The sequence below is a fragment of the Candidatus Avelusimicrobium luingense genome (assembly GCF_902757105.1).
Lineage (GTDB): Bacteria > Elusimicrobiota > Elusimicrobia > Elusimicrobiales > Elusimicrobiaceae > Avelusimicrobium > Avelusimicrobium luingense.
Window position 1 is genome coordinate 24,775 of the sequence record NZ_CACVTK010000001.1, and the last position, 23,210, is coordinate 47,984.

Here is a 23,210-nt window from a genome sequence, read left to right on the forward strand (position 1 = left end):
TAGGGATTATACACAGACTATGAAAAGCCCGTTGCTTTCCCTCGTATCGGAACTGGATAATCTCTCATTCTCTCGCGAAAAAAAATATATCTTCTTGCGCCATTTTTTTGCACACACTTGGTTGCAAAATCAACAACTTCCTACTGATTTTCTACCGGATATGTCGCTTGAGTTTTTGCCGTTGCACCCATCATTTACACATTTACTAACTACCATTCCCGTCGGGCAAGAAGGCATTAAAAATGCACTTACCCCTGAAATTATCGGGTTAATCAACGAACGCTATGCAATAGAAAAATCGTCCCGTACAGGCATTTTTTATACACCCTTTGAAACGGCCCGGCAACTGGCCCGAGAAACGCTGCTGGCTTGGCTAAAATTACATCACTTGCTGCCGGATACCGCCCGGACAATTGATCTTGCGTGCCTTACGCACAAAGACCGTCCATGCCTTTCTCACGCCCTAGCCCAGCTTACTGTATGCGATCCGGCCTGTGGGGTGGGGGGACTTCTTATCCCGTTCTGGTTGGAATTAGCCGCATTGCGCCACGCCTTAACGCCAACGGAAAATTATGCCACGTTACTTCATGATATTGCCGCCCGTAATTTGTACGGTATTGATATTAACCCCCATGCCATAGAAGATTTGCGCTTGCGGATGTCTTTAACATTAGCCGCCCATGGGAAAAAACTTCCTACTTCTCTACATTTTCACGTAGCCGATGCGCTTGCGGGCAATCCCTCGCAAGCATGGCGGCAACACTTTCCCGATGTGTTTTCCAACGGCGGATTTGATATTTATTTGGCTAATCCGCCTTATATCGGTCAAAAAAATCACAAGGAATTTTTTACGGCTTTACGGCAAAATCCACATTGGAAGAAATGGCTTACTCCTAAAAGCGATCTCTTATACTTATTTTTTCATCTCGCATTTGATGTACTTACTAAAGACGGGGTAGCGGGATTATTAACTACTTCCTACTTCGCACAAGCCGCGGCGGCAAAACCGCTACGTTTGCGCTTAAAACAACAGGCCGATATTTTGCGCTTAATTGATTTTGGCGAAGAAAAACTTTTTACCCGCGCCAAAGGCCAACATAATTTGATTACTATTTTTACGCCGACACAACTGGCTAAAACTCCCGAAAATTTATTTTTTGGCTCCCATGTGTTTTTAAGCACGCGTTCCATTCCTGCCGATATCAACACAGCCCTTTGCAAAATGGCGGCTACGTCCACCCGCTTAAAAGATTGCGCGCATATTTCCAACGGACTTATGACCGGATGTGATAAAGCCTTTATTCTTTCTGCAGATGAAATAGATACGTTATCTCCCAACACTACCGAGCGCAAAAAATTAAAACCGTTTTTCAAAAATTCCGATATTTTACCCTATGTCTGCGCCCAAACACCGCGGCTTTATTTGATTGATTTATTTTATCCGGCAGACCGGGATATTGATTTGCAACAGTATCCGCACTTTGCTATACATTTAGCAAAATTCAAAGAAAAATTACTTGCCCGCAAACAAAACAATAACGGTATACAAAATGCCATTAAACAAGGGAAATATTGGTTTGGCTCAGTGCGGCGCAAACTCAATTTTGACGACGATAAAATCGTTATTCCGCATCGTGCCGCGCGTAATATAGCCGCCTATGCCCCGATGGAATGGTATGCCAGTTCCGACGTATATTTTATTTCGTCGCCGCGCGGTCATATTACCCTTTGGTATTTACTTGCATTATTAAATAGTCAACCCTATTATGCTTGGTTATTTTATAAGGGGAAACGTAAAGGAAAATTATTGGAATTATATTCCCAACCATTAGGGGAAATTCCCGTTCCGTCCGCATCCGCGCAAACCCAAAAAACGATAGAGCAATTAGCACAAAAAATCTATGCAAAAAAATGCCAAAATGCCGACGCAGATATCACGGCCGAACAACATCAATTAGATAAACTAATTTGTGCTTTATTTAGATTTAACAAACAAGAAACGTGTGCTTTGCTATCATTCCAAGCATAATACACTAAAAAATCACTTGCTAAAACGGGTTTTTTTATTCTATGCTATAAGAGTAGTTTTATTATCAAACAGGAGAAAATTATGAAAACATATTTTTTAGACCCGATATTCAACCACTATGTTGATTTTAAGGGCCGTGCTACTCGTAAACAATTCTGGTTATTCATCTTGTTTACCATGTTAATTATGTTCATTATCGGGGTGATTTTCGGTCTTATAGGACTACCGGGTAAAGTGGTCAATACCGTTACCCTCATTCTCGAATTGGGTCTCTTTTTACCGTCTTTGGCTATCGAAGCCCGCCGCTTACGCGACGGCGGATTTAGTCCGTGGTTGTTACTTATCGGGCTTATTCCGTTCATCGGTTGGCTTGTACTAATTGTACTTTTCTGCTTACCCTCCAAAAAATAAGATTCTCGTCTCAAAAAAATACCGCCCTTTTACAGGGCGGTATTTTTTACGTTTATTTTATAACTCTTTTTCAAGCGCTCCGAAAAATTCCGTCGCTTTTTGCGGGAAATAATAATCGGTAATACTATCCGTGAAAGAAGACGGTTGCGGATTTACTTCAATAATTTTTGCCCCAAACTCCTTGGCAATCATCGGCATACCGCACGCGGGCATTACTTGGCCCGCCGTTCCCACCACAATCATTACATCGCAATTTTGCGCCATGGTAAGCGAGTTTTGATACGCGGCGGGGGGAATTCCTTCGCCGTAAAATACAAAGTTAGGTTTTAACACACCGCCGCACGAACATGTCGGCGGATCGGCAGACAAATCAATATCGGCCAATCTATATTGTTTGCCGCATCGCACGCAAGAAAGTGTATAAATAGTCCCGTGAAATTCCTGTACGTTTTTACTGCCGGCTTTTTGGTGTAGTCCGTCAATATTTTGCGTAATTACGCCTTTAAAGTTGCCGCGTTTTTCAAGCGCAGCCAGCACTTCATGCGCTTTATTGGGCATAGCGTCGTGCATATCGTTAAAAAAAATCTTTTTCATTTCGCGCCAACTTTCTTGCGGGTTCATCGTAAAAAAATTGATTTCAATATATTTCGGGTCGTACTGATTCCACAGTCCGCCCGCCCCGGTAAAAGGCGCAATACCGCTTTCTACACTAATTCCTGCCCCGGTAAAACTAACACCGTATGATGCATTTTTGATAAGTTTAACAGCCTCTTGAAAATCGCTCATAAAATACTCCTTTCTTGCATACTAACATTTTGATATAGAAAGAGCAAACAAGCCCGAAGAAAAAATCTTCGGGCCTGTGTTTGTACTGTATGCCAAGAATTATAAATGTATATGTCCGTGGCAGAACATACATAACGCTCCAATCGCCAATAATACCAGCAGCGTTACCACTACTTTTTCGCCGCCGCTAAATATCGCTTTGCCCGGGGCTTGTTCACACCGAGCGCGCATAAATACCGGGATACCGACGGCTAAAAAAATAACCGCCATAAACAAGTATTTTATCCCTGCCGCATACACGAGCCACAACGCATACGCCGTTCCCATCACAGAAGTAAATAAGGCCGCCGCACGCCCCGTGGAAGAAATCTTGGCATATTCGCCGTCTTCCACCAGTTTCCACAAATAGGCCGTACTGGCCAAATAGGCCGGAAGTACCATTACACCCGTGATAGAGAGCATGGTGTTCCATGCGTTATTAGAAAAGTAGACCATTAAAATTGCCAGTTGCATAATCGCACTTGTAATCCACAATGATACACACGGCGCTCCTTTAGCGTTTTGTTTAGCAAACGCTTTGGGAAATGTACCGTTTTCGGCCGCCGCTGCGGGAATTTCCGCCGCAATCATCGTCCACGCAAGCCACGACGATAAAACTGCAATTAAAAGGCCGCAGTTCATAAACACCGCGCCCCACGGCCCAACAACTTTTTCCAATACGCCCGCCGTAGATGGGTTGGCTACTGCGGCAATCTCCGCTTGCGATAAGAACCCAAACGGAAGTACCGAAAGTCCGATGTAAATTACTAAACATCCGACAAAACCAAAAAAGGTCGCTTTACTCACAGCCGCTTGGCTTTTAGCACGGTTAGACAGTACCACCGCCCCTTCAATACCGATAAACGACCATAACGTTACGAGCATGGTGCTTTTTAATTGTGCAGGCAAATTACCCAACGTCTTGCCGTTTTCCATTAAATGCCCCCAAAAATTGGTATCAAATTTATCCCAATGAAAGGCAAACAATAAAATCAGACAGAATAACAATAACGGCACTAATTTACCAATCGTTCCAATGATGTTCAAAATTGCCGCTTGTTGCACTCCGCGCAGTACCACCCAATTAAAGCCCCAGATTAGCACCGAACCGCATACGATAGACAACAGATTATTTCCGCCCGCAAAATACGGGGGGAAAAAGTAATTGAGTGCATCCATCGTAATAACAGCATACCCTACGTTGCCGAAGATTTGGCACAGCCAATACCCCCAACCGATCGTAAAGCCCACATACGGGCCAAACCCGTCGCGCGCATACATATAAATACCCGACGTTAAATCAGGCTTTACGCGTGAAAGCACACTAAACGTGTTAGCAATAAAATACATGCCCACGCCGGTAATCACCCACGCCAAAAGTACGGCGCCCGCACTCGCCCCGGCAGCCATGTTTTGGGGGAGGGAGAAAACTCCACCCCCAACCATGGAACTAATCACAATACATGCTAACCCGATTACGCCCAGTTTAGCGGCAGATTGCTTTTTTTCTCCCATAAAATACCCCCAAAGAATTTTCTATTTCAAATTTACAGGTTCGGCAAATTTGAAATTTAAAAAACCCATACACGTCAAGCAATAGGCAAACGGTTGGGTAATGTTAATGTAGTTGTGCCAGATTTGAAATTCGCTGTGCTTTTGCACTCCGCGAATTTCCAACTCATGCTTTAACGATTTATTAAGCCACATGTGTGCATGTCCTTCGGCAATTTCGTCGTCAATAGGTGTATCAAAATACTCCACATATTCCGCGGCCCAACCGCCGATCAGTTTGCCTTGTGCGTCTTTGCCCCAGCACACGCCTACGCCGGTAGCAATGGCTTTATGTTCTTCTATACGCGCCCCGTTTCCGGCGATAATTGTTTCTAAAACGGCTCCATGTTTGAAGTACGGCGTTACTTGATCCACCGGAACGATATTGCCGTGTAATTCTTTGGGCAACACCGAGGTATAAGGCACAATATTGAAGTTTTCAATTTTGGCTTGCATCAACGCCGAGTCGTAGCAAAACGTCTCAAACGGTTGCGGCGGGATACCGTCGTTGGCTTGCCCCGCGCCGCCCGTAATAAATGCGAGCGTCGGATAACGTGTTCCTAATACTAATTCGTTTTTTTCCATAATTTTTTCTCCTTATAGTTTTATTTACAGCATAATAGTGGTGCGCAAACTGACGATCGTGGCTTCGTTGCGTGCGTTATTCAAACCCGCTTTGGGATAGAATTGCACGTCGGGCGTAACAGTAATCCAATTACCGATACCCCAAATCCATTGAAGTTCCAGCGCCATTTCGTTGTCACGCGCATTGACGGGATAACCTAACCCCTTCATACTTAAATCGTTATAGGCTACTCCCGCGATAATGGCATCAGCCGCGTTGCGATTGAGCGGGTTTAACATGGCTATACCGAGCGCATAGGAATTTTTCACACCCGTCACACTTTTATCTACACCGTTAGCCCGGCCGAACATCGCCCATTTGTCGCCCATATTTTGTTGCATATTAAACGACCAACCGTTTACATATTCCGGTTGTGCCGTTACCGAGGGCTGATAATAATACAAGACGCTATATTGCCCTTGGCCAAAACCGAAATCCGGGTTCCACGCCACCGAGCCAAAAAGCGTATATTTTCCGCTAAAGGCTTCGTCTAACTCAATATTTTGCCCGGTCAGGTTGGTACCGTCCTGGTACCCGGCAGCGAGTGTCCATTTGCCAACTTGCGCTTGCATATAACCGCCCAGCGACGCCGACGGATAAACACTGGTTGCATTTTGCGAGAGTGCATAGTTCATCAGCGCGGTTTGTTGGTTGGCGATATATTGCGTGCCGTCAAAGTTGTAAAGCGGAAACTGCCCGACGGTAATACTCATCCAATCAAATACACCCGGCAAGGTTTGCGTGTAGGAAAATTGCGAGAAAATTTCCTGATTGGCCGGATAGTCGTTAAAAGGCACAGCCGTCTCTACGCGGTTTTGTAACGTAGCCGCCGACGTGCCCCAATAACGTACCAGTGTATAGTTGATATTTAATTGTCCCGAACCCAAGGCGCGGTCCTTAAATAAATTCCACGTCAAATACGGGTAATACACGCCTTGAATAGCCGTCTGTTTGCCGTTGGGGGCAGCCCGTTGTGCCAAATACGAAATATCTGCCCCGACTTCTAACCCGATTTTGTGCAGTTCGTCTTTACCCGCACGCACGAGTTTTTCCATAGGGTCTAAAGCCGGCCCTTTTGCCGTTTGGCGGCGTTCGTTTAGGCGTTGCTCGTGCTTGACGGGCGTAAGCCAAACGACTTCGTCTTCTTCCACATACAGTTGTGCCCACGCGGCAGATACCGCGCCGACACACAACAACGTAAGTGCATATTTTTTGAAGTTCATACTTTCTCCTTTCGGTAAATTTGACGTTTAACGTCTTATCTACCGTACCAATCTAACCGACTTCTCTCAAGGCAAAAAACTAATTAGATTGCTTTTTATCGACGAAGAAAATATATAAAAATCTTTTTTTTCACTTGTAAAATTGATAAAATACAAACGGTATGCGTGATTTTTTAACGGATATTTTTGATTTTATAGACCCCGCCCGCAAAGGCCCCTTATTTTGGAAATACGGCTGGAAAGGGATTTTATTTATCGGGCTGGTAACTTATTTTACGTATCAATGGTTCGTCGGGCCGAGACACTGTCCGTTTGCAGGCGTGTTGTGGTTAATGACAATAGGTATTCACGAAGCCGGACACCCTATTTTCCGCATGCTGTTCTTCGGTAATTTCAAGATGACCATTTGGGGGGGAACGCTTATGGAATTAGGCGTCCCGTTACTGGCCTATTTCACCTTTTTACACCGCGGCAAAGAAATTCAAGCCGACGTATGCTTGCTACTCTTGGCGATTGCGTGCTACAGCGTCGGGCATTACGCGGGGTGTAGTTTAGACCCGGTAATTTCTCTGCTAAATGCGGGGCCCGAAACGTTGCCCGATTGGGACTATATGCATAAATGGCTGGGAACGGAAGGATATGAGTGGCATTTCCGTCATGCATTTTATGGTTTAAGTGCCTTTTTAACCGGGCTTGGCAGTTATTTATTTTTGGCCCATTTTTGGGCGTGGAATAACCCGGACGGGCATAATTACAACGACGACGATGACGGGCACGACCGTTTCTTTATGAAAGGGTAATGGTAAGGAAAGCGGAAATTTTGCGTAAAATTTTTATAAAATAAAAGAGTAAACAAACTTAACACAAGGAGCAGTTATCTTATGAAAAAAATTGCTTTACTGATTATGGCAGCGGCCGCCGTCGGTTGCGCCACCACCGGAACTACGGAAAATACTACGGCGACGAACACGTCGTCCATCAATGCACAAACGTTAACCTTGGAACAAGCACTCCAAAAATCGGCCGAAACCCGCCAAAAATTGTTGGAAGCCAAACAACAATACCAACAAGCCAAAACCGCCGCGGAAGTAGCCGCCGGTAAAAAAACGGTAGCGCAAGCCGCACAAGAACAAGTGCAAAACCAACTCAATACGGCCAAAAAACAATTACAAGATGAAAAAAATGCTTGGGCCGAATTGTTAAAATAATAATTATTTAAGACATGTCAAAACACCCCCGAAAACTCGGGGGTGTTTTTCTTCGCTTGTAATAGGTTTATAAAATATGATTATTTCTCGTCGTGTAAAATTTTTTTCCTTGACAAAATCAAAAAAAAAAATAATGATATTTATAGCAGTAAAAAAAGAAAGGAGAATTTTTATGAAAAATAACCAAGCATTTACACTTATTGAATTGTTAGTAGTTGTGTTAATTATCGGCATTTTGGCAGCAGTAGCACTTCCGCAATATCAAGTGGCCGTAGGCAAGGCCCGCTTCGCCACGTACCGCACGTTAGCCGAAAGTATCGCACAAGCCAGCATACGCTATCATTTGGCTAACGGCACATGGAGCAGTGATTTTGATGAATTGGATATAGATTTACCATCCGATATGACTATCACTACCCAAACCGCTGCCCATTGCGGGGAAAATAATAAATTATGGTGCTGTTTGGTAGTGCCCAAAAGCGATTATTCCTATGGTAGTATAACGTGTGGAAATCACGAACGTTCATTAGCCTATTATTACAAATACGCAAATGACGATGGCACCCCTTTTAATAATCCCTCACGCATTTGCCGCGCCAAAGGAAGTGATGCAAAAGTTTGCAAGGCATTACAAGGCACCAAAACAGCAAATGAAGGATTATTGACGCCGGATGGGGTGGCAACAGGGTACGAATCATACGAAAATATCCAATTATAATAAAAACACCCCCGAAAACTCGGGGGTGTTTATTTTTACGGATTTATTATTTTTCTTCTAACGGCGGGGGCGGCGGCGGATTGAGACCGACACGTCTGGGGTCACCTTCTCCCATGCGCGGGCCTTTACCGTCTTTCGGGCCGAACTTATGTCCTTTACCGTTTTTGAACCCTTTCATGTGCCCCTTTTGCGGGCCTTGGTCAATCCGGTCAAATAAGACTTTTAAGTCGCCGTCTTTTTCAATGAGCGCGGCTGTTTTTTCGTCCACCCACTTTTTTTGAGCATCCGCCGATTGTTCTTCGGCAACGTGTTTTTTCATTTCTTCCAAACGTTGGGCAAATTGATCTAATTGATTCTGTTTGAATTTTAATTGCTCAACGTGAATTTTCTCCACTTCGGCAACAATTTCGGCCTTTTTAGCATCCTGTTTTTTGCCTTTGAGTTTTTTATACTCTTTGACGAGTTTTTCCATTTTTTCTTCGGTGGCTTTCATTTTGGCGCGTTGTTCTTGTTGCGCTTTCATAAACTCACCTTTCTTTTGTTGCGCCATCATCGGGTAACCACCGGATTTGGCGGGGACAGCCACTTCATCAGCGGCAAAGGCCGGGACAAATAACCCCACAGCCAGCAACATCAACAGCATCTTGTTATTCATAACTTCCTCCTAGAAATAATTTTCCATATCGGTTAATTCCTGCGCAAACAATGTATATTCATCATCTACGGAAGTACTGCTCATATACGCTACCAAATCGTGCGCATCAAAAGGGCGGGGGGAAGAAACAGACACTAAAAATACGCCCATCGCTACCGCAAGTGCACCGCATGCCGTCCACGCCAATTTGAATTTGGCAAATACCGATTTACGGCGCGTTGTTTTAGCAAACAAACTATCTATCACATGTTGCGGGGCCGATTTTGGGGCAAAGCCTTCATCCAACTTTGCCAAAAATTTTAATTCATCTTGGCACGCTTTACACCCGTCCAAATGCGCTTCAAACGCAGTTTTTTCATCGGCGGTTAATTCGTTTTGTGCGTATAATAAAACTTGTTCACACACTTTCATAACAATTCTCCTTGTGCAGTTTCTTCAGCGATTAACTGCCTGATTTTTTTAACGGCTCGGTGGCAATCGGCCAGTACGGTCCCTAACGGTCTGCCGACGGTATCGGCAATTTCCTGAAACGACATAAACTGCCGCAAGTAAATCATTTCCCGTTGGCGAGGGGGCAACCGGTCTGCCGCCCGCGCGACTGCTTTTTCCAATTCTTTTCCCGTTAGTTCGTCTAAAAACGGCCGGGAATTATCCGCTATTGTTTCTTGTAAAAAAGCATTACCGTCATCGTCGGTCTGGTCTAACGAAAGCGTTTGTTTATTGTCGCGCCAGTAATTACACACTTTGTTGCGCGCTGTTAAAAACAACCACGCTTTGAACTTCCCTTCCGCTTTATATGTTTGGGCGTGCTTAAATAGCGAAATAAACACGTCTTGGAACAAATCTTCGGCAACACTTTCATTTTTTACGAGCGAGAGAATATATTGATAAAGCGAATTTTTATACCGCAATACCAGTTCTTCAAACGCTTGGTTGTTACCTTCACAAAACGAAGCTACCAATTCATCATCGTTTTGCATCTCTTTGATTTCCATAACTATATAACCCGTAATGTTAAATTTTTATTGCACTTTTTTATATTATAAAAAATGCCACCCTTTTTAAGAGCGGCATTTTCATGATAGAGTGTGTTACCTTTATTCATACCGTAAAGCGTCAATAGGCGTTAATTTAGAGGCCTTATACGCCGGATAAAATCCGAAGAACACACCCGTTGCGGCAGAAAACCCGGCCGAAACTAAAATTGCCCACAAACTTAAATGCGTTTGTAAGGACATATATTTAGACACAAACAGTGTAAAAATCACGCCCAGTAAAATACCGATCAGGCCTCCCATACACGAAAGCGTAACGGCTTCACCCAAAAATTGCATACGAATATTCCAACTCGTCGCTCCGATAGCCATACGGATACCGATTTCGCGCGTGCGTTCGGTAACGGACACGAGCATAATATTCATGACGCCGATACCGCCCACGATCAGCGAAATAACCCCAATCACACCTAAAAACAAACTAATCGTGCTGGCCGTACTTTTGGCTTGTTCCACAAACGATGCCATATCATCCAACTGGAAATCGTCTTTGCCAAGCGGGTGGATTCGGTGCGTATTACGCACGGTATTGGCAATATCCACTTTCATATTTTCAATTTGGTCAAAATCATACACTTTAATAACCACGCGGTCTAACGCACGCCGGTTGGACATATTATTAGACCCCATTTTTACTTTAGACGTCGTGTACGGAATGAGTGCTCCTTCGTCAATGTTAAACCCAAACCCGGTAGAACCTGTCTTTTTGACAATCCCAACCACAGTAAACGGGATATTATCTAACACAACGGTTTTATTAAGCGGGTCCACATCACCGAAAATCGTTTTTGACGACGTATCCCCAAGCACCATTACTTGCGAATAGTTGGTAATTTCACGCTCGGTAAATTCACGTCCGCGCGCGACTGACCAATCATACGCACTAAAAATATCGGTATCGGTAGCCAATACACTTAACCCAACACTCGTATTTTTGTATTTTACTTCAAAACTTTTTTGGATATACGGCGCCGCGGCTTCCACACCGGGCACTTCGCGAATAGCCATTACGTCGTCCATTGTTACGTCCTTGGGGGAAGAAATACTTTCATCCAAATCCCACGGCTGGCGCAAGAAAAGGATGTTCGTACCCATATTAGAGAACCGGTCGGTAATACTTTTTTTGGTAGCCGCCCCGACGGCAAGCACCGTAATTACCGCCGCCACACCGATAATAATACCTAAACTCGTCAGCGCCGCGCGCATTTTATTGGCGAAAATAGATTTTAAGGAAATTTTAAAGATTGCTAAAAAAGAATCCCACATATTTATTTCACCTCGTCGCTGACTTTTTGACCGTCTTTGAACTTGATAAGCCGCGAGGCATATTCGGCAATATCCGGCTCATGCGTAATCAAAATAACGGTTTTGCCCATTTCCTTATTAAGCCGCGTGAAAAGTTCCATGACTTCAATACTCATTTTGGTATCCAAATTTCCCGTCGGCTCGTCTGCAAAAATAATCGGCGCGTCACACACTAAACTGCGCGCAATCGCTACGCGCTGTTGCTGTCCGCCGGAGAGTTGATTGGGCAAGTGAAAAGCGCGCTGTTCCAGTCCTACGGCTTTTAAGGCCGCAAGTGCTTTTTCGCGCCGTTCGCGGGCGGGGGTGTGATTGTAAATCATCGGCAATTCCACATTTTCCACGGCCGTCGTACGTTTAATTAAATTAAACCCCTGAAACACAAAGCCGATTTTCCGGTTTCGCACACCGGCCAGTTTGGATAAATCGGTTGCGGTTACATCAATACCGTCTAATATATAAGAGCCGCTGGTTGGTTTATCCAAACAACCCAAAATATTCATAAAGGTAGATTTTCCCGAACCGGACGGGCCCATCACGGCCACAAATTCGCCCTGTTCAATAGATACACTCACGCCGTTAAGTGCGCGTACTTCTACGTCACCGAGTTTATAAATTTTGTATAGATCCCGCGTATCAATTAACGCCATAAGCGGCTCCTTTTAGCGTCGGCGGTTACCGCCACCCATCCGGGGCGGAGCACCGAAACTACCCGCCGCCGTAGCTTTCAAATTATTTTCACCGATGATAATTTTATCGCCTTCTTTGATATCGCCGGATGTAATTTCCGTATTTCTCGCCGCAATAATACCAATAGTTACATCCACACGTTTGGGCGCTTGCCCGCGTTGGGCTTTCCATACGCCTGTTTTTTCATACGTTTGTTTGTTGGTGGACGGCGAAAAACGCAAGGCTTCATTAGGCACTAACAAAACATCCTTTTTATCTTGCGTAAAAATCGTCATGGTAGCGGTCATACCGGGTTTTAAGCGAAGATCTTGGTTATCCACGTCCACAATAACGGTGTACGAAGTACCCGTTCCGGATGAAGAACCTTCCACATAATTCGTACGGACTTGACGTACCGTTCCTTTGAATTTTTCACCCATATAACCGTCTAATGTAAATTCGGCTTGTTGCCCGGCTTGAATTTTAACGATATCCGCTTCAGACACTTTCGCCTCAATTTGCATTTTAGTTAAATCTTGTGCCACGACAAATAATTCCGGCGTAGAAAATCCGGCCGTAATTGTTTGCCCTTCGCTCACTTTACGCGTTAAAACAACACCGTCAATGGGGGAAACAATCTTGGTATTGGATAAATTCTTTTGGGCAGTTTCCACATTAGATTGTGCACGAACGACACTGGCACGCGCGGCATTTAAGGCACTTTTGGCATTAGCATAAGACAGTTCGTGTTCTTCTAAGGTAACTTTAGACACATACTCTTTATCAAATAACGCTTGGTAACGTTCGTAGTTTTTCTGGGCGAGCCGATAGGATACTTCGGCAGATTCCAAACTTTCTTTAGAAGAAGCCAAACTGGCGTTGGCTTCGGCCAGTTGAGCCAAAATTTGCGTTTGGTCAATAACAGCCATTAAATCACCCTTTTTAACCTCACTGTTATAATCCACGTAAATTTTCAAAATCTCACCGGAAACAAGCGCACCAACTTGTGTAGTATTTACCGGATTGATCGGACCGGATGCTTCCACCAAATCTACAATATCGCCGCGTTTTACCGTCGCTAAACGAAATTGCGGTTTGGGGGCGGGTTTTATCACACACCCTTTTAATATCCACGCGAAGATAAGCAATAATACAACGATCAGTACTTGTTTCCAACGGGATAATTCCAGAAATTTATGCCATAAGTTGACACTTGTTGTTTTAATGTTTGTTAGTATTTTTTTCATATTAGTTTGTCCCCATTGCTTGTTTCAAATCGGCCACCGCGGCTGCATAATCATACCGAGCGGAAAGTAAACTTAATTCAGCATCCGTATAAGCCACTTCGGCATCTTTCAGTTCAATAATATCGCTGATACCTTCGTTGTAACGCCCTTGGGCGAGTTCTAAATTCTCTTTGGCCTTTTCCACATTTAACTCGGCAAGCGGCACACTTTCGGCGGCTTCTTGCATGCTGATATACGCACTTTGCACTTCTAAAAATACGTCATTAAGCAAACTGCGGTTACTGTTGTTAATCTTTTCCAAATTCAAGCGGGCTTGTTTGACGCCGTTATACGTTTTGAACGCATTAAATAACGGAATTTCCAATGCAATCATCAAGCGGGTTTCTTCGTTATCTAATCGGGAATCATCGCCGTATTTCTCATATCCGGCGGAAAAACTAAACGTCGGCAAATACCCGGCCTTGGCCTGATTGACTCTAATTTGCCCGATTTTAGCATTGGTTTGAGCAGATATAATATCCGGGCGGTTTTCATAGGCAGTTTTGACGGCTTCATCAAACGGAATCGTTATTTTTTCTATGTCGGTAATCTGCACAATTTCAAGCGGTTTGGGGGTTGTAATACCCAGTACGTTTGCCAATTTGGCAGAAGCCGTTTTGACTAAATTTTCCGCACGGATTAGACGTAATTTTTCATTATTCCAATTCACTTGCGCGGTAGTCACATCTACTTTCGGACGCAAACCTTGCTTAAAAAATTCAGACGTACGCTCATATTGTTCTTTGTATAATTCACTGGATGTACGACGGATATCCACGGCCCGCTTGGCAGATGCCAGCGCATAATAGGCTTTTTTGACGTTGCGGGCAATGTTGTTGGTTTGATTGTTAAGTGACAATTGGGCTTGTTCTATTTGCAAATTGTTGATCTTAACCGCACGGACTTTATCGCTAAATCCCGAAATAGACAACTGCGCCTGAGCGCGGGAACCGGATGTTCCGGTATCCACCGTAGGATACCCATTCGAATGATAAATCGTATAACCTTCCGACGCACTGGCCTTAACCGTCGGCAAAAATTCACCAAGCGATAAATTGCGTTGGACATACGCTTGTTCTAAATCTAATTGGGACATACGCGCTTGCGGACTGTTCGCCAGCGCAATACGGATACAATCTTCCAAGGAAAGCGGCCCGGACAGAAGCGCATCTATCTCTTCCGCCTTTGCCGGAGTTAAGCGCAATGGGTCAATTTCCTGTGCGGTAGCATCTTGCGCGTACAACCCGGATGAGTACAATAAATCATCGGCCGCGTGCGTAAGTAGCGGACAAATCAAAAAAGCAATAAAAAGTAAGTTAAATTTTCTCATAATATCATTATATAAATTTCAAATTTTTTTATACTAAATTTTTCCCTACTTTGTAAAAACACTCTCGCCCGCTTTTTTATTGCACCCAACAAGGAGGCCTCTAAGTTATATATAATGTATATATGCTTAAACCCATTATCCTGCTGTGTATCGCCAACCTGTTTATGACCGTTGCGTGGTATGGCCACCTTAAATTCAAAAACAGCGCGTTATGGCTTGTTATTCTAGTCAGTTGGGCTATTGCCTTTATAGAATATTGCTTTCAAGTGCCCGCCAACCGTATCGGCCACGAATATTTTACCGTTACCCAACTGAAAGTAATGCAAGAAGTCATCACGCTCATCGTTTTTGCCGGATTTTCCACGATTTATTTTAAGGAAAGTTTCAAATGGAATCATTTAGTCGGGTTTCTTTGTTTGGTAGCGGCTGTATTTTTTGTGTTCAAAAAATGGTAGCCGGGCCCGCAACGTATAAACTATAATAAAAGAGTATGAAGAATAAACACAGATTATTTATCCGCATGGCGGAACTGGTAGAACAACAATCTACTTGCGCCCGGTTGCAAGTCGGCGCGGTGCTTGTCAAAGAAAACCGCGTCATCAGCATTGGGTTTAACGGCACGGCTTCGGGCCAACAACATTGTGAAGATTATTTCAAAGAACTTTACGAAAAAGAATATACCAAAGAATTTCCCACGTTAAAAGATTTTATGGCCAGCCGCACTTTCTACGATATGCACGGCAAATTTTCCATTGATAATGAATTGCACGCCGAACAAAATGCAATTTCTTTTGCCGCCAAAAACGGTATCGCCACACAGGGGGGGACGATTTATGTAACGTGGTCGCCTTGTGTGCATTGTGCAAAAGTAATCGTCAGCGCAGGCATCAAAAAAGTGTTCTTCAAAAACTTATACGACCGAAGCCAAGAAGGCATTTATTTCCTACGTAAAAACGGTATTGAATGCCGCCAACTTACACCGGAAGATTTAGATGAGTGTGTGCACACGCGCTAAATTTACTATAATATAAGTATGAACAAACAACAAACCGCCCCGGCGGAAAATCAAGATTTCTTGGCCGATGCTTTAGGCAAGACAATCGCTTTTTATAAGAAACATCAACCGCGCGTTTTAGCCGCGCTTGCCGTTATTATCCTAGTGGTTGTAGGCGTAACCTTATACGTCAATCACAACAAAACCGTTTCGGAAAATTCATGGGCCGCTTATTACAATGCCCAAATGGCTCTTATGACCGAAGGCCCCGAAGCCGGATTTGCCCAATTAGATAAAGTAGCGGCAGACTTCAAAAATACGCCGGCTGCGGGATATGCCATGTTATTAAAAGGTAACATTTTATACTCGCAAGAAAATTTTGCGCAAGCCGCTAATGTATATAAGGAATTATTAAATTCGTCTAATAAAATGCTCGCAACCGAAGCATCCCTTTCTTATGCAGCCGCTTTGCAAGGGGCGCAAGATTACCCGGCTTCCATTGAAGTGATGAAGAATTTCATCGCCAAAAATTCCAAAAGTTTCGCCTTGCCGCAAGCATATTTGACGCTCGCTTTGAGCCAAGAACTTGCCGGACAAAAAGACGATGCTATCAACAACTATAAACACCTGCTGGAAAACTACACAAAAACTTACTTTGGTACGTTTGCCAAAGATAAACTCACTCAATTACAAAAGTAAAAAACAGAGAAACACCCGCATTATCTGCTTGTAAAGAGATAAGTGGGTGTTTTCTCGTCTAAACATCCAAAATAATAAGGAAAACATATGAAAAAACTAGTAACAATGATGTGCTCCCTGCTGATGGCCCACTCGGCCTTCGGCGCGGGATTTGCGCTGTATGAATACAGCGGCCGCTCTACCGCTATGGGTGGAGCCGTAATGGCCAGCGATGCCGAACCGGCCTCTTTGGCGACGAACCCGTCTCTCATTACCGAATTAGAAGGTACGCAAGTACAAGTGGGTATGACAGCCGTACAAGCCCACGCCAAAACGACGGTGAACGGCGATTCTCGTACGTTACGCAAAGATACGTGGCTTTTACCTAACACGTATTTAACACACAAATGGAGCGATGAAGTTTCGTTTGGTATTGGTGCTTTTTCACGCTACGGTTTAGGTGGAAAATATAAGGATTGGGAAACATGGAACGGTAGCAATTTGGCCTATAAAGTAAAATTAGAAACTATTTCTTTTACGCCTACGATTGCCGTTAAAGCCAACGAACAATTTTCTGTGGCCATGGGATTAGAAGCCATGACGATTGACTTTACCCAAAATTCCCGCGCGATGGCCTCGCCGTTAATTGATTACGAAATTCACGGAACGGGTATTAGCTGGGGGGGCAACTTCTCACTAACCTACCGCCCCGAATGGGCTGAGAAATGGGCCATCGGTGCGATGTACCGCTCCAAAGTTAAACAAAACTTAGATGGTTATATCCACACTTCCACCGGTACAGATTTAAGCGCAGCCTTGCGCCATGCTCCGGCGTCGGGTGCTATTAACTTGCCCGATAGCATTTCTACCGGTGTATCTTTCAAAGCGACGGAAGACTGGGTATTGGAAGCCGGTATCGTAGGTACGTTTTGGAGCGCATATGACCAAATCGTTATTGAATATACCGATACAGAAACGGCCCCGACGATTCACAACAAAAAATTATATAAAGATACTTTCCGCTTAAACTTCGGTACGGAATATAAACTCAATAAAAATTGGGCCGTACGCGGCGGATACGTGTTTGACAAATCGCCGATTAACAAAGAAGCGATGGATACGCTCGTCCCCGTGGATGACCGCCATTTAGTCAGCGCCGGTTTCGGTTACAAAGCCGACGTGTGGAGCGTGGACTTTGCCTATACTCATATCTTCGGCAAAGATCTCTCCGGCGACAGCAATACACAATCGGGCAATATCCCCATGCAATACTCCGAAGGCCGCAGCGACATGGTTGCCTTAACCTTTGGGTATAAGTTTTAATTAACTTAAAACTTTAATAAAAAAACCCGCCCACACAGGCGGGTTTTTTTTCGTATAATAATACAAACATAGGGGGAGTTATGACGACAAATTGTGACGTAAACGACCGGAAAGTAGCCGTTATCGGCTGTGGGTTTGTAGGGGCGGCAAGCGCCTTTGCGCTCATGCAAAGCGGACTTTTCAGCGAAATGGTTTTACTAGACGCCGACAAAAATAAAGCAGAGGGCGAAGCCATGGATATTTCACATGGCGAAGCGTATGCGCGCCCGATGAAAATCTACGCCGGAGATTATGACGATATTACCGACGCCGCCATTATTATCATTACGGCAGGCGCCAACCAAAAACCCGGCGAAACACGGTTAGATTTGGTGCAAAAAAATGTGGGAATTTTCAAACAAATTATCCCGGAAATCAAAAAGCGCAATTATAAAGGCATTTTGCTTATCGTCGCCAACCCGGTGGACATCCTTACCTATACCGCGCTTAAACTAAGCGGACTGCCCGAAAGCCACGTGATCGGCTCCGGCACCGTGTTAGACACCGCGCGTCTACGCGAAATTTTAGGGAACCGCTTGGGCGTAGACAGCCGTAGCGTGCACGCGTTTATCGTCGGCGAACATGGCGATAGTGAAATTGCCGTTTGGAGTACCGCCAACGTAGCCGGCGTGCCAATACACAAGTTTTGCAGTATGCGCGGCATACGTAACCACGAAGAACATATGCGAGAAATTACCGGCGAAGTCAAACAAAGCGCGTACGAAATTATTACACGAAAAAAAGCCACTTACTATGGAATTGCCATGGCCGTTAAACGCATTTGCGAAGCCATTGTGCGTGACGAGAAATCGGTACTGCCCGTATCTAACTTAATGCATGGGGCGTATGGAATAGAAGATATTACGCTCAGTATGCCGGCCATCGTCGGTAAAAACGGAGTAGAGTTACAAATGCCGATTTCGCTGGACGGCAACGAAGCGTTAGCGTTAAAAGCATCCGCCGACATGCTTAAAAAAATCGCTAAAGACGCCGGCGTGAAAGATTAAATTCTCTCCAACAATTTTTGCACTAAGCGCGAAACGGCATATTTTTCTAACGAAGATTTTTTGATACGTAAAAACTCCGGCGGGACTTTGGTGTCGGGGGGGAGAACTGCTTTATATAATTGCGCCCAAATAATACGGTGTGACAAAACGTGTTTAACCGGTTTGCCGACGGGGAACAATGTAGCACGCCCACACCATACGGGCTTTGTAGTGAGCAACCCGCTTTTTTTTGTTTCCACGAGCGGCAACTCATACAAATTTTGCCAAATGTCGCCCGCCTCACGCTTGTGTAGCCATGTATAACCGCCTTGCTCCACATATATATAATGAAAAAACCGCTCGCTCACTTTTGTCTTTTGCTCTTTGACGGGCAATTTATCTATCTGCTTGTTTCGTCGAGCAATACATTTTTTTGCAAACGGACATCCCAAACATTGGGGATTTTGCGGCGTACAGATTAGCGCGCCGAAATCCATTATCGCTTGATTAAAATCGCCGGGGTGTTCTTTATCCAGTAATTTTTGCGCCAAAGCGGCAAATTCTTTTTTTCCGTCTGTACTGTCTATAGGTGTTTTAATACCGAATACGCGCGAAAGAACCCGATACACATTTCCGTCCACCACCGCATACGGCATATTGTACGCCATAGAACAAATCGCCGCGGCGGTATAGTCGCCCACACCTTTAAGAGCGCGGACTCCTTCATAGGTAGTAGGGAATTTGCCGTTCATACTTTTGGCGGCTGCGTGCAAGTTGCGCGCACGGGAATAATAGCCCAACCCTTGCCAAAGTTTCAAGACCTCATCTTCATCCGCCGCGGCAAGGGAAGTGGGGGTAGGAAACTGCTCGGCAAATTTTTCATAATAAGCAAGTCCTTGGGAAATACGCGTTTGCTGAAAAATAATTTCGGACAACCAAATCAAATACGCGTTATGCGTATCCCGAAACGGCAAACTGCGTTTATTGGCTTTGTACCACTTTAGCAAGGTGGGGGAAAAAGTGTTCATAAGTTTATTTTACTACTTTTTCCGCCTTTTCCCGAACTGCAAAATCGCCCCTAATTTTGCAGTTCGGGCTTTTTGAAGATTTTTTGGCCCAAAAACGCTGTTTTTCAGCACCCCAAAACAACCCGGATTTTTATCCAATCTTTTAGCATAAAAATCTAAGTCTTGCTCTTATATGCGCTGTTTTTTGTCAACAGCATTTCTCTTTTTCTCACAAGGCTACTAAAATTTTGACTTCAAAATCATCCTATTTCTCGTCGTAGAAATAGATTTATAAACACATTTTGACATATAATTGCATATATTGCCATATATTGACATAAGACACGAAAAAATTTATTATATGTACTATCACGGTGGATAACCCTTGTGGAAAACAAAAAATAAACAAACGGAGTTTGGTATGATTGATGATAAAAAAGACGTCCACAAAATCAGATTCAAATTTGCCAATGGCGAAGAATTTGAGGCAGAAGGCTCACTGGATTTTGTGGAAAAGCAACGCGATTATTTCCTTTCTTTGATAAAAAAGAAACCGCTTGCCCAGGTATCCACCTTACCGGCTATTTCGCGCCAATTTCACGCTATTAATGAACGCCCGGAGCGATTATCCATGCGCGAAGATACATCTGTTTCCGGGACATTAACCCCGACCGCATCCGTCTTTACAGACATCAAAAAGCCAACTCCGTCGGAAAACACTTCTTTCCCCGGCGCACAACTATGGGAGCAACTACTTACACAGGAGGGGGATACCCTGTATTTACGGCGAAAATTTCACTTACCGCCCGACGAAGCAGCCCTGATCCTGTTAGCGGGGGGAAAAGAATTATTAAGAAAACCCGGTTGCAGCGCGCTGTGGCTTGCACGCGCCTTGGAAAAATCGGGATTTTCCGTCGGACGGCTAGACAGATTACTGGCCCCGGCCCTCAAACTGAATTTCCTACTCTGCCAAGGGGTAAAACGCAGCCGTCTATATATATTGACTCCGACGGGATTGGCCCATGCGTTCGTCACGGCGGAAAAGAAAGCCCAAATGTTACTATAAATCTTTGGAATATACAGAAAAATTCTATTTTTTAGAAAGTTGGGGGAAAAAGCCTTTTTACCAAGCCCCTTTAAGCCTTTTGTATAACGTTTATCCCCTTTTAATAAACCTGCCCATGGTCTCCTTTTATATTCTTTTTATTCCCCTATTTCAAAGAAAGGGGGATTCGTCTATTTTATTAAAAATCTAATTTGCAGAATTAGATTTTTACACTTTTCCCCCAAATTCTTATAAATCTAAATTGTATTTTTAAAGCCCAAACATTTTGGCTGATTGCCGGTATGTTAAAAAGGGAAAAGGGGGAGTATTTGTCAGGTTTATTTTACTAACGATAATTTTTATTATGTTAATTAAAATAGAAAAAAATGCTTATAAAACAAATATATAATTAAAATACGTTTTTATATAGTTATACTTAATATATAAGTATTTTTTTATATAAACTTATACAGTTTATAGATTTTGTTTTCTAGCAAGCAATGCGCCAATTTGAACGCTCTAAAAAAGCGTTTTATTTTGAATTTATATATTTAAAAAAGGGGATATTTTTGATTTTTAACTTTCCCCCATACTGGTTTCTAAAAATGCAAAATTCAATCTAATTTTGCATTTTTATACAAATGCGCTAAAACGCCCCAGAACGATTTGGGGGTACCTAGGATATGGGGCAAAATAAAATGGCTTATTTTAAAAGTGCTTAAAATTTAAGTATTTTCCTTGTTTTCAACATTTTATTCTTTTGCACATAGAAACCAAGCAATAAACCAGCCGCCAGAAAGCCCTAATGGATAAGAAAGTTGAGGAAGTGCAACGACCATACCACAGAGAAGATAACAACTAAACAGAATCGGGCCAGGTGTTGTATAACGTATCTATCACAAACCCATACGAATTAACCGGATACCACACAAACCGATTCATTATATGGCCCAAAAATGGCATTTACGGCATGATAAATTTCTTATATTAGAAAAAGGGCACAACCATTCAAAAGGCTTTCCACACGAAGATTTTCAGCAGATTTTAGGGAGTTTTTCTGTAGTTTATGCGGCATTTATTGGGGGGAGAAAGCAGGTAAAAAAAAGGGGAAGAACTTCTGTTTTTGTTCTTCCCCCCATTTTATCGAGTGAAAATTAAAATTTATATATAGCACAGGATCCATATGGCGGACAAGAAGTTGATCCATAATCACCTAGCATTGTTCCCCCCATTTGTTGGCAGAGTTTACCATATTTATTCGACGATTCATTGCTTAAAGCCCAGCAAGTTTTCCCCCACGTAGGATAGGCCCCATGCACGAAATAATAGGCATATCCATTGTTAAGATTTTGGGTATTGGCACATACGGCACGACCATATAGCAGATTTAAAAAGCATTGTCCCCACGGATAAGTACATGTTTTTTTATCGTTAGACAAAGTACAACCGGTAGGTTCTATGGCTAAGGCTTCAAAATCTTCTGTATATTCACCGTTCGCCATATAATAAGTTTCTTCAGCGTCTCCTATCGCATTGGTCAATGCCATTAACGTAGCATAACGGCTTTTCATTACTGCCTTTTCATATTGCGGCAAGGCCACACTTGCCAAAATTCCAATAATTAAAACAACCACGAGCAATTCTATAAGTGTAAAACCTTTTCTATATTCTGACATCATATTTAATCCTTATTTCAATTCTTTACCAAGTGCATTGGAAATTGTAGATTTCAAATTACCGGTTCCCCCACTAAGAACAGATTCAACCGAAGCTTCTTCGCCTTTAGGCTTTGCTGCTGCGGCCAAAGCGTCTTTTTCCGCGCGATTTGGATCTTTGTTGCCAAGGCCGTCGGTAGCGCCCAATTTAGGCGCCTTTAAGTCTTTGGCTTGAATGGGCTGATAGGTGCTCATCATAGACGGTTTTCCGCCGGCATTATCCGCAGTGGCTTGTTTAGTTTTCGCCGGAGCAGCAGTATTTGCAGTAGCAGATGCGCCTTGCATTAATGCCGCTGTAGAACCGGGAGTAACCGGATGAGCAACCGTTACTGTTGTCGTCGGACGAGTCACGGTAGAGAACGTCGGCAAATGCGTATTAACAGACGGTGTTGTTTTGGGATGAGAAACCGTCACTTTAGTTTGCGGACGAGTCGTCGTTACATTAGTTGTTGGGTGCGTAACGGGAGCGCCCAGCATATATGCCGGAGTTAGTAATATACCTATAAAAATACTTATTATTTTTTTCATAACAAAAT

Annotated in this window: 26 protein-coding genes; 12 read left to right on the plus strand and 14 right to left on the minus strand. The window is 43.6% G+C overall.

The features are described 5' to 3' along the window. Positions 1 to 19: 19 nt before the first annotated feature. Both ACQY3H_RS00120 and ACQY3H_RS00125 read left to right on the plus strand, forming a co-directional pair. Entirely contained in the window at positions 20 to 2,029 is a 2,010-nt protein-coding gene (locus ACQY3H_RS00120; RefSeq protein WP_428073599.1) for an Eco57I restriction-modification methylase domain-containing protein, read from the plus strand. 81 nt (positions 2,030 to 2,110) lie between these two features. Next, entirely contained in the window at positions 2,111 to 2,440 is a 330-nt protein-coding gene (locus tag ACQY3H_RS00125) for a DUF805 domain-containing protein (protein WP_428073601.1), read from the plus strand. 57 nt (positions 2,441 to 2,497) lie between these two features. Here ACQY3H_RS00125 and ACQY3H_RS00130 read toward each other — a convergent pair whose 3' ends face one another. The 4 genes from ACQY3H_RS00130 to ACQY3H_RS00145 all read right to left on the minus strand — a co-directional run bounded on the left by ACQY3H_RS00130 (position 2,498) and on the right by ACQY3H_RS00145 (position 6,664). After that, positions 2,498 to 3,226, minus strand: coding sequence for an SIR2 family NAD-dependent protein deacylase (locus tag ACQY3H_RS00130; RefSeq protein ID WP_428073603.1), 729 nt, complete (start codon positions 3,224 to 3,226; stop codon positions 2,498 to 2,500). A 99-nt stretch (positions 3,227 to 3,325) separates the two neighbouring features. After that, positions 3,326 to 4,780, minus strand: coding sequence for an amino acid permease (locus tag ACQY3H_RS00135; protein ID WP_428073605.1), 1,455 nt, complete (start codon positions 4,778 to 4,780; stop codon positions 3,326 to 3,328). 21 nt (positions 4,781 to 4,801) lie between these two features. Next, the gene (locus ACQY3H_RS00140; protein ID WP_428073607.1) at positions 4,802 to 5,401 is read right to left on the minus strand and encodes a pyruvoyl-dependent arginine decarboxylase; all 600 of its coding nucleotides are present in this window, start codon (positions 5,399 to 5,401) and stop codon (positions 4,802 to 4,804) included. Between the two features lie 24 nt (positions 5,402 to 5,425). Next, positions 5,426 to 6,664 carry a carbohydrate porin gene (locus tag ACQY3H_RS00145; RefSeq protein ID WP_428073609.1) on the minus strand — a complete coding sequence of 413 codons (1,239 nt, stop codon included), beginning with the start codon at positions 6,662 to 6,664 and terminating at the stop codon, positions 5,426 to 5,428. 161 nt (positions 6,665 to 6,825) lie between these two features. Between ACQY3H_RS00145 and ACQY3H_RS00150 the strand changes: the two genes are divergently transcribed. The 3 genes from ACQY3H_RS00150 (at position 6,826) to ACQY3H_RS00160 (ending at position 8,590) form a co-directional block, all read left to right on the plus strand. Next, positions 6,826 to 7,464, plus strand: a complete 639-nt coding sequence (locus tag ACQY3H_RS00150; RefSeq protein WP_428073611.1) for a hypothetical protein — start codon at positions 6,826 to 6,828, stop codon at positions 7,462 to 7,464. Positions 7,465 to 7,545: 81 nt separating this feature from the next. After that, entirely contained in the window at positions 7,546 to 7,872 is a 327-nt protein-coding gene (locus ACQY3H_RS00155; RefSeq protein WP_428073613.1) for a hypothetical protein, read from the plus strand. Positions 7,873 to 8,044: 172 nt separating this feature from the next. Further along, positions 8,045 to 8,590 carry a type IV pilin protein gene (locus ACQY3H_RS00160; protein WP_428073615.1) on the plus strand — a complete coding sequence of 182 codons (546 nt, stop codon included), beginning with the start codon at positions 8,045 to 8,047 and terminating at the stop codon, positions 8,588 to 8,590. A 46-nt stretch (positions 8,591 to 8,636) separates the two neighbouring features. Here ACQY3H_RS00160 and ACQY3H_RS00165 read toward each other — a convergent pair whose 3' ends face one another. The 7 genes from ACQY3H_RS00165 to ACQY3H_RS00195 form a co-directional block, all read right to left on the minus strand. Continuing rightward, positions 8,637 to 9,245: a hypothetical protein gene (locus ACQY3H_RS00165; RefSeq protein WP_428073617.1), complete on the minus strand. Its 609-nt coding sequence runs from the start codon at positions 9,243 to 9,245 to the stop codon at positions 8,637 to 8,639. Between the two features lie 9 nt (positions 9,246 to 9,254). Further along, positions 9,255 to 9,656 (minus strand): anti-sigma factor family protein, encoded by a 402-nt coding sequence (locus ACQY3H_RS00170; protein WP_428073619.1) that lies wholly within the window; start codon positions 9,654 to 9,656, stop codon positions 9,255 to 9,257. Continuing rightward, on the minus strand, positions 9,653 to 10,240 hold the full coding sequence (locus ACQY3H_RS00175) for an RNA polymerase sigma factor (protein ID WP_428073621.1): 588 nt from the start codon (positions 10,238 to 10,240) through the stop codon (positions 9,653 to 9,655). Before ACQY3H_RS00175 ends, ACQY3H_RS00170 begins: the two co-directional genes overlap by 4 nt. A 102-nt stretch (positions 10,241 to 10,342) precedes the next feature. After that, positions 10,343 to 11,566 carry an ABC transporter permease gene (locus tag ACQY3H_RS00180; protein WP_428073623.1) on the minus strand — a complete coding sequence of 408 codons (1,224 nt, stop codon included), beginning with the start codon at positions 11,564 to 11,566 and terminating at the stop codon, positions 10,343 to 10,345. Positions 11,567 to 11,568: 2 nt separating this feature from the next. After that, positions 11,569 to 12,252: an ABC transporter ATP-binding protein gene (locus tag ACQY3H_RS00185; RefSeq protein ID WP_428073625.1), complete on the minus strand. Its 684-nt coding sequence runs from the start codon at positions 12,250 to 12,252 to the stop codon at positions 11,569 to 11,571. Positions 12,253 to 12,264: 12 nt separating this feature from the next. Further along, positions 12,265 to 13,518 (minus strand): efflux RND transporter periplasmic adaptor subunit, encoded by a 1,254-nt coding sequence (locus ACQY3H_RS00190; protein ID WP_428073627.1) that lies wholly within the window; start codon positions 13,516 to 13,518, stop codon positions 12,265 to 12,267. Position 13,519: 1 nt separating this feature from the next. Next, a complete protein-coding gene (locus ACQY3H_RS00195) occupies positions 13,520 to 14,887 on the minus strand; it encodes a TolC family protein (protein WP_428073629.1) in 1,368 nt (455 codons plus the stop codon). A gap of 122 nt (positions 14,888 to 15,009) precedes the next feature. Here ACQY3H_RS00195 and ACQY3H_RS00200 point away from each other — a divergent pair, with 122 nt between their 5' ends. The 5 genes from ACQY3H_RS00200 to ACQY3H_RS00220 all read left to right on the plus strand — a co-directional run bounded on the left by ACQY3H_RS00200 (position 15,010) and on the right by ACQY3H_RS00220 (position 18,928). Next, positions 15,010 to 15,342 carry a DMT family protein gene (locus ACQY3H_RS00200; RefSeq protein WP_428073631.1) on the plus strand — a complete coding sequence of 111 codons (333 nt, stop codon included), beginning with the start codon at positions 15,010 to 15,012 and terminating at the stop codon, positions 15,340 to 15,342. Positions 15,343 to 15,377: 35 nt separating this feature from the next. Next, the gene (locus ACQY3H_RS00205; protein WP_428073633.1) at positions 15,378 to 15,902 is read left to right on the plus strand and encodes a deoxycytidylate deaminase; all 525 of its coding nucleotides are present in this window, start codon (positions 15,378 to 15,380) and stop codon (positions 15,900 to 15,902) included. An 18-nt stretch (positions 15,903 to 15,920) separates the two neighbouring features. Further along, positions 15,921 to 16,580 carry a tetratricopeptide repeat protein gene (locus ACQY3H_RS00210; RefSeq protein ID WP_428073635.1) on the plus strand — a complete coding sequence of 220 codons (660 nt, stop codon included), beginning with the start codon at positions 15,921 to 15,923 and terminating at the stop codon, positions 16,578 to 16,580. A gap of 87 nt (positions 16,581 to 16,667) precedes the next feature. Beyond that, positions 16,668 to 17,882 carry an OmpP1/FadL family transporter gene (locus ACQY3H_RS00215; protein WP_428073637.1) on the plus strand — a complete coding sequence of 405 codons (1,215 nt, stop codon included), beginning with the start codon at positions 16,668 to 16,670 and terminating at the stop codon, positions 17,880 to 17,882. Positions 17,883 to 17,962: 80 nt separating this feature from the next. Further along, on the plus strand, positions 17,963 to 18,928 hold the full coding sequence (locus ACQY3H_RS00220) for an L-lactate dehydrogenase (RefSeq protein ID WP_428073639.1): 966 nt from the start codon (positions 17,963 to 17,965) through the stop codon (positions 18,926 to 18,928). Here ACQY3H_RS00220 and mutY read toward each other — a convergent pair. After that, a complete protein-coding gene (gene mutY, locus ACQY3H_RS00225) occupies positions 18,925 to 19,935 on the minus strand; it encodes an A/G-specific adenine glycosylase (RefSeq protein ID WP_428073641.1) in 1,011 nt (336 codons plus the stop codon). The two genes, ACQY3H_RS00220 and mutY, sit on opposite strands and share 4 nt — an antisense overlap. A 400-nt stretch (positions 19,936 to 20,335) precedes the next feature. On the opposite strand from mutY, the gene ACQY3H_RS00230 reads away from it, so the two are divergent. Both ACQY3H_RS00230 and ACQY3H_RS00235 read left to right on the plus strand, forming a co-directional pair. Next, positions 20,336 to 20,980 (plus strand): hypothetical protein, encoded by a 645-nt coding sequence (locus ACQY3H_RS00230; RefSeq protein WP_428073643.1) that lies wholly within the window; start codon positions 20,336 to 20,338, stop codon positions 20,978 to 20,980. Positions 20,981 to 21,904: 924 nt separating this feature from the next. Then, positions 21,905 to 22,117 carry a hypothetical protein gene (locus ACQY3H_RS00235; protein WP_428073645.1) on the plus strand — a complete coding sequence of 71 codons (213 nt, stop codon included), beginning with the start codon at positions 21,905 to 21,907 and terminating at the stop codon, positions 22,115 to 22,117. Here ACQY3H_RS00235 and ACQY3H_RS00240 read toward each other — a convergent pair. Continuing rightward, a complete protein-coding gene (locus tag ACQY3H_RS00240) occupies positions 22,114 to 22,638 on the minus strand; it encodes a type IV pilin protein (protein WP_428073647.1) in 525 nt (174 codons plus the stop codon). The two genes, ACQY3H_RS00235 and ACQY3H_RS00240, sit on opposite strands and share 4 nt — an antisense overlap. Before the next feature lie 9 nt (positions 22,639 to 22,647). Next, the gene (locus tag ACQY3H_RS00245) at positions 22,648 to 23,202 is read right to left on the minus strand and encodes a hypothetical protein (RefSeq protein ID WP_428073649.1); all 555 of its coding nucleotides are present in this window, start codon (positions 23,200 to 23,202) and stop codon (positions 22,648 to 22,650) included. Positions 23,203 to 23,210: the final 8 nt, after the last annotated feature.

What these genes read in the sequence shown, in the direction of transcription:
- ACQY3H_RS00120 (WP_428073599.1), top strand. Translation starts at nt 20, where the DNA reads ATGAAAAGCCCGTTGCTTTCCCTCGTATCGGAACTGGATAATCTCTCA.
- ACQY3H_RS00125 (WP_428073601.1), top strand. Translation starts at nt 2,111, where the DNA reads ATGAAAACATATTTTTTAGACCCGATATTCAACCACTATGTTGATTTT.
- ACQY3H_RS00130 (WP_428073603.1), bottom strand. Translation starts at nt 3,226, where the DNA reads ATGAGCGATTTTCAAGAGGCTGTTAAACTTATCAAAAATGCATCATAC.
- ACQY3H_RS00135 (WP_428073605.1), bottom strand. Translation starts at nt 4,780, where the DNA reads ATGGGAGAAAAAAAGCAATCTGCCGCTAAACTGGGCGTAATCGGGTTA.
- ACQY3H_RS00140 (WP_428073607.1), bottom strand. Translation starts at nt 5,401, where the DNA reads ATGGAAAAAAACGAATTAGTATTAGGAACACGTTATCCGACGCTCGCA.
- ACQY3H_RS00145 (WP_428073609.1), bottom strand. Translation starts at nt 6,664, where the DNA reads ATGAACTTCAAAAAATATGCACTTACGTTGTTGTGTGTCGGCGCGGTA.
- ACQY3H_RS00150 (WP_428073611.1), top strand. Translation starts at nt 6,826, where the DNA reads ATGCGTGATTTTTTAACGGATATTTTTGATTTTATAGACCCCGCCCGC.
- ACQY3H_RS00155 (WP_428073613.1), top strand. Translation starts at nt 7,546, where the DNA reads ATGAAAAAAATTGCTTTACTGATTATGGCAGCGGCCGCCGTCGGTTGC.
- ACQY3H_RS00160 (WP_428073615.1), top strand. Translation starts at nt 8,045, where the DNA reads ATGAAAAATAACCAAGCATTTACACTTATTGAATTGTTAGTAGTTGTG.
- ACQY3H_RS00165 (WP_428073617.1), bottom strand. Translation starts at nt 9,245, where the DNA reads ATGAATAACAAGATGCTGTTGATGTTGCTGGCTGTGGGGTTATTTGTC.
- ACQY3H_RS00170 (WP_428073619.1), bottom strand. Translation starts at nt 9,656, where the DNA reads ATGAAAGTGTGTGAACAAGTTTTATTATACGCACAAAACGAATTAACC.
- ACQY3H_RS00175 (WP_428073621.1), bottom strand. Translation starts at nt 10,240, where the DNA reads ATGGAAATCAAAGAGATGCAAAACGATGATGAATTGGTAGCTTCGTTT.
- ACQY3H_RS00180 (WP_428073623.1), bottom strand. Translation starts at nt 11,566, where the DNA reads ATGTGGGATTCTTTTTTAGCAATCTTTAAAATTTCCTTAAAATCTATT.
- ACQY3H_RS00185 (WP_428073625.1), bottom strand. Translation starts at nt 12,252, where the DNA reads ATGGCGTTAATTGATACGCGGGATCTATACAAAATTTATAAACTCGGT.
- ACQY3H_RS00190 (WP_428073627.1), bottom strand. Translation starts at nt 13,518, where the DNA reads ATGAAAAAAATACTAACAAACATTAAAACAACAAGTGTCAACTTATGG.
- ACQY3H_RS00195 (WP_428073629.1), bottom strand. Translation starts at nt 14,887, where the DNA reads ATGAGAAAATTTAACTTACTTTTTATTGCTTTTTTGATTTGTCCGCTA.
- ACQY3H_RS00200 (WP_428073631.1), top strand. Translation starts at nt 15,010, where the DNA reads ATGCTTAAACCCATTATCCTGCTGTGTATCGCCAACCTGTTTATGACC.
- ACQY3H_RS00205 (WP_428073633.1), top strand. Translation starts at nt 15,378, where the DNA reads ATGAAGAATAAACACAGATTATTTATCCGCATGGCGGAACTGGTAGAA.
- ACQY3H_RS00210 (WP_428073635.1), top strand. Translation starts at nt 15,921, where the DNA reads ATGAACAAACAACAAACCGCCCCGGCGGAAAATCAAGATTTCTTGGCC.
- ACQY3H_RS00215 (WP_428073637.1), top strand. Translation starts at nt 16,668, where the DNA reads ATGAAAAAACTAGTAACAATGATGTGCTCCCTGCTGATGGCCCACTCG.
- ACQY3H_RS00220 (WP_428073639.1), top strand. Translation starts at nt 17,963, where the DNA reads ATGACGACAAATTGTGACGTAAACGACCGGAAAGTAGCCGTTATCGGC.
- mutY (WP_428073641.1), bottom strand. Translation starts at nt 19,935, where the DNA reads ATGAACACTTTTTCCCCCACCTTGCTAAAGTGGTACAAAGCCAATAAA.
- ACQY3H_RS00230 (WP_428073643.1), top strand. Translation starts at nt 20,336, where the DNA reads ATGATTGATGATAAAAAAGACGTCCACAAAATCAGATTCAAATTTGCC.
- ACQY3H_RS00235 (WP_428073645.1), top strand. Translation starts at nt 21,905, where the DNA reads ATGGCCCAAAAATGGCATTTACGGCATGATAAATTTCTTATATTAGAA.
- ACQY3H_RS00240 (WP_428073647.1), bottom strand. Translation starts at nt 22,638, where the DNA reads ATGATGTCAGAATATAGAAAAGGTTTTACACTTATAGAATTGCTCGTG.
- ACQY3H_RS00245 (WP_428073649.1), bottom strand. Translation starts at nt 23,202, where the DNA reads ATGAAAAAAATAATAAGTATTTTTATAGGTATATTACTAACTCCGGCA.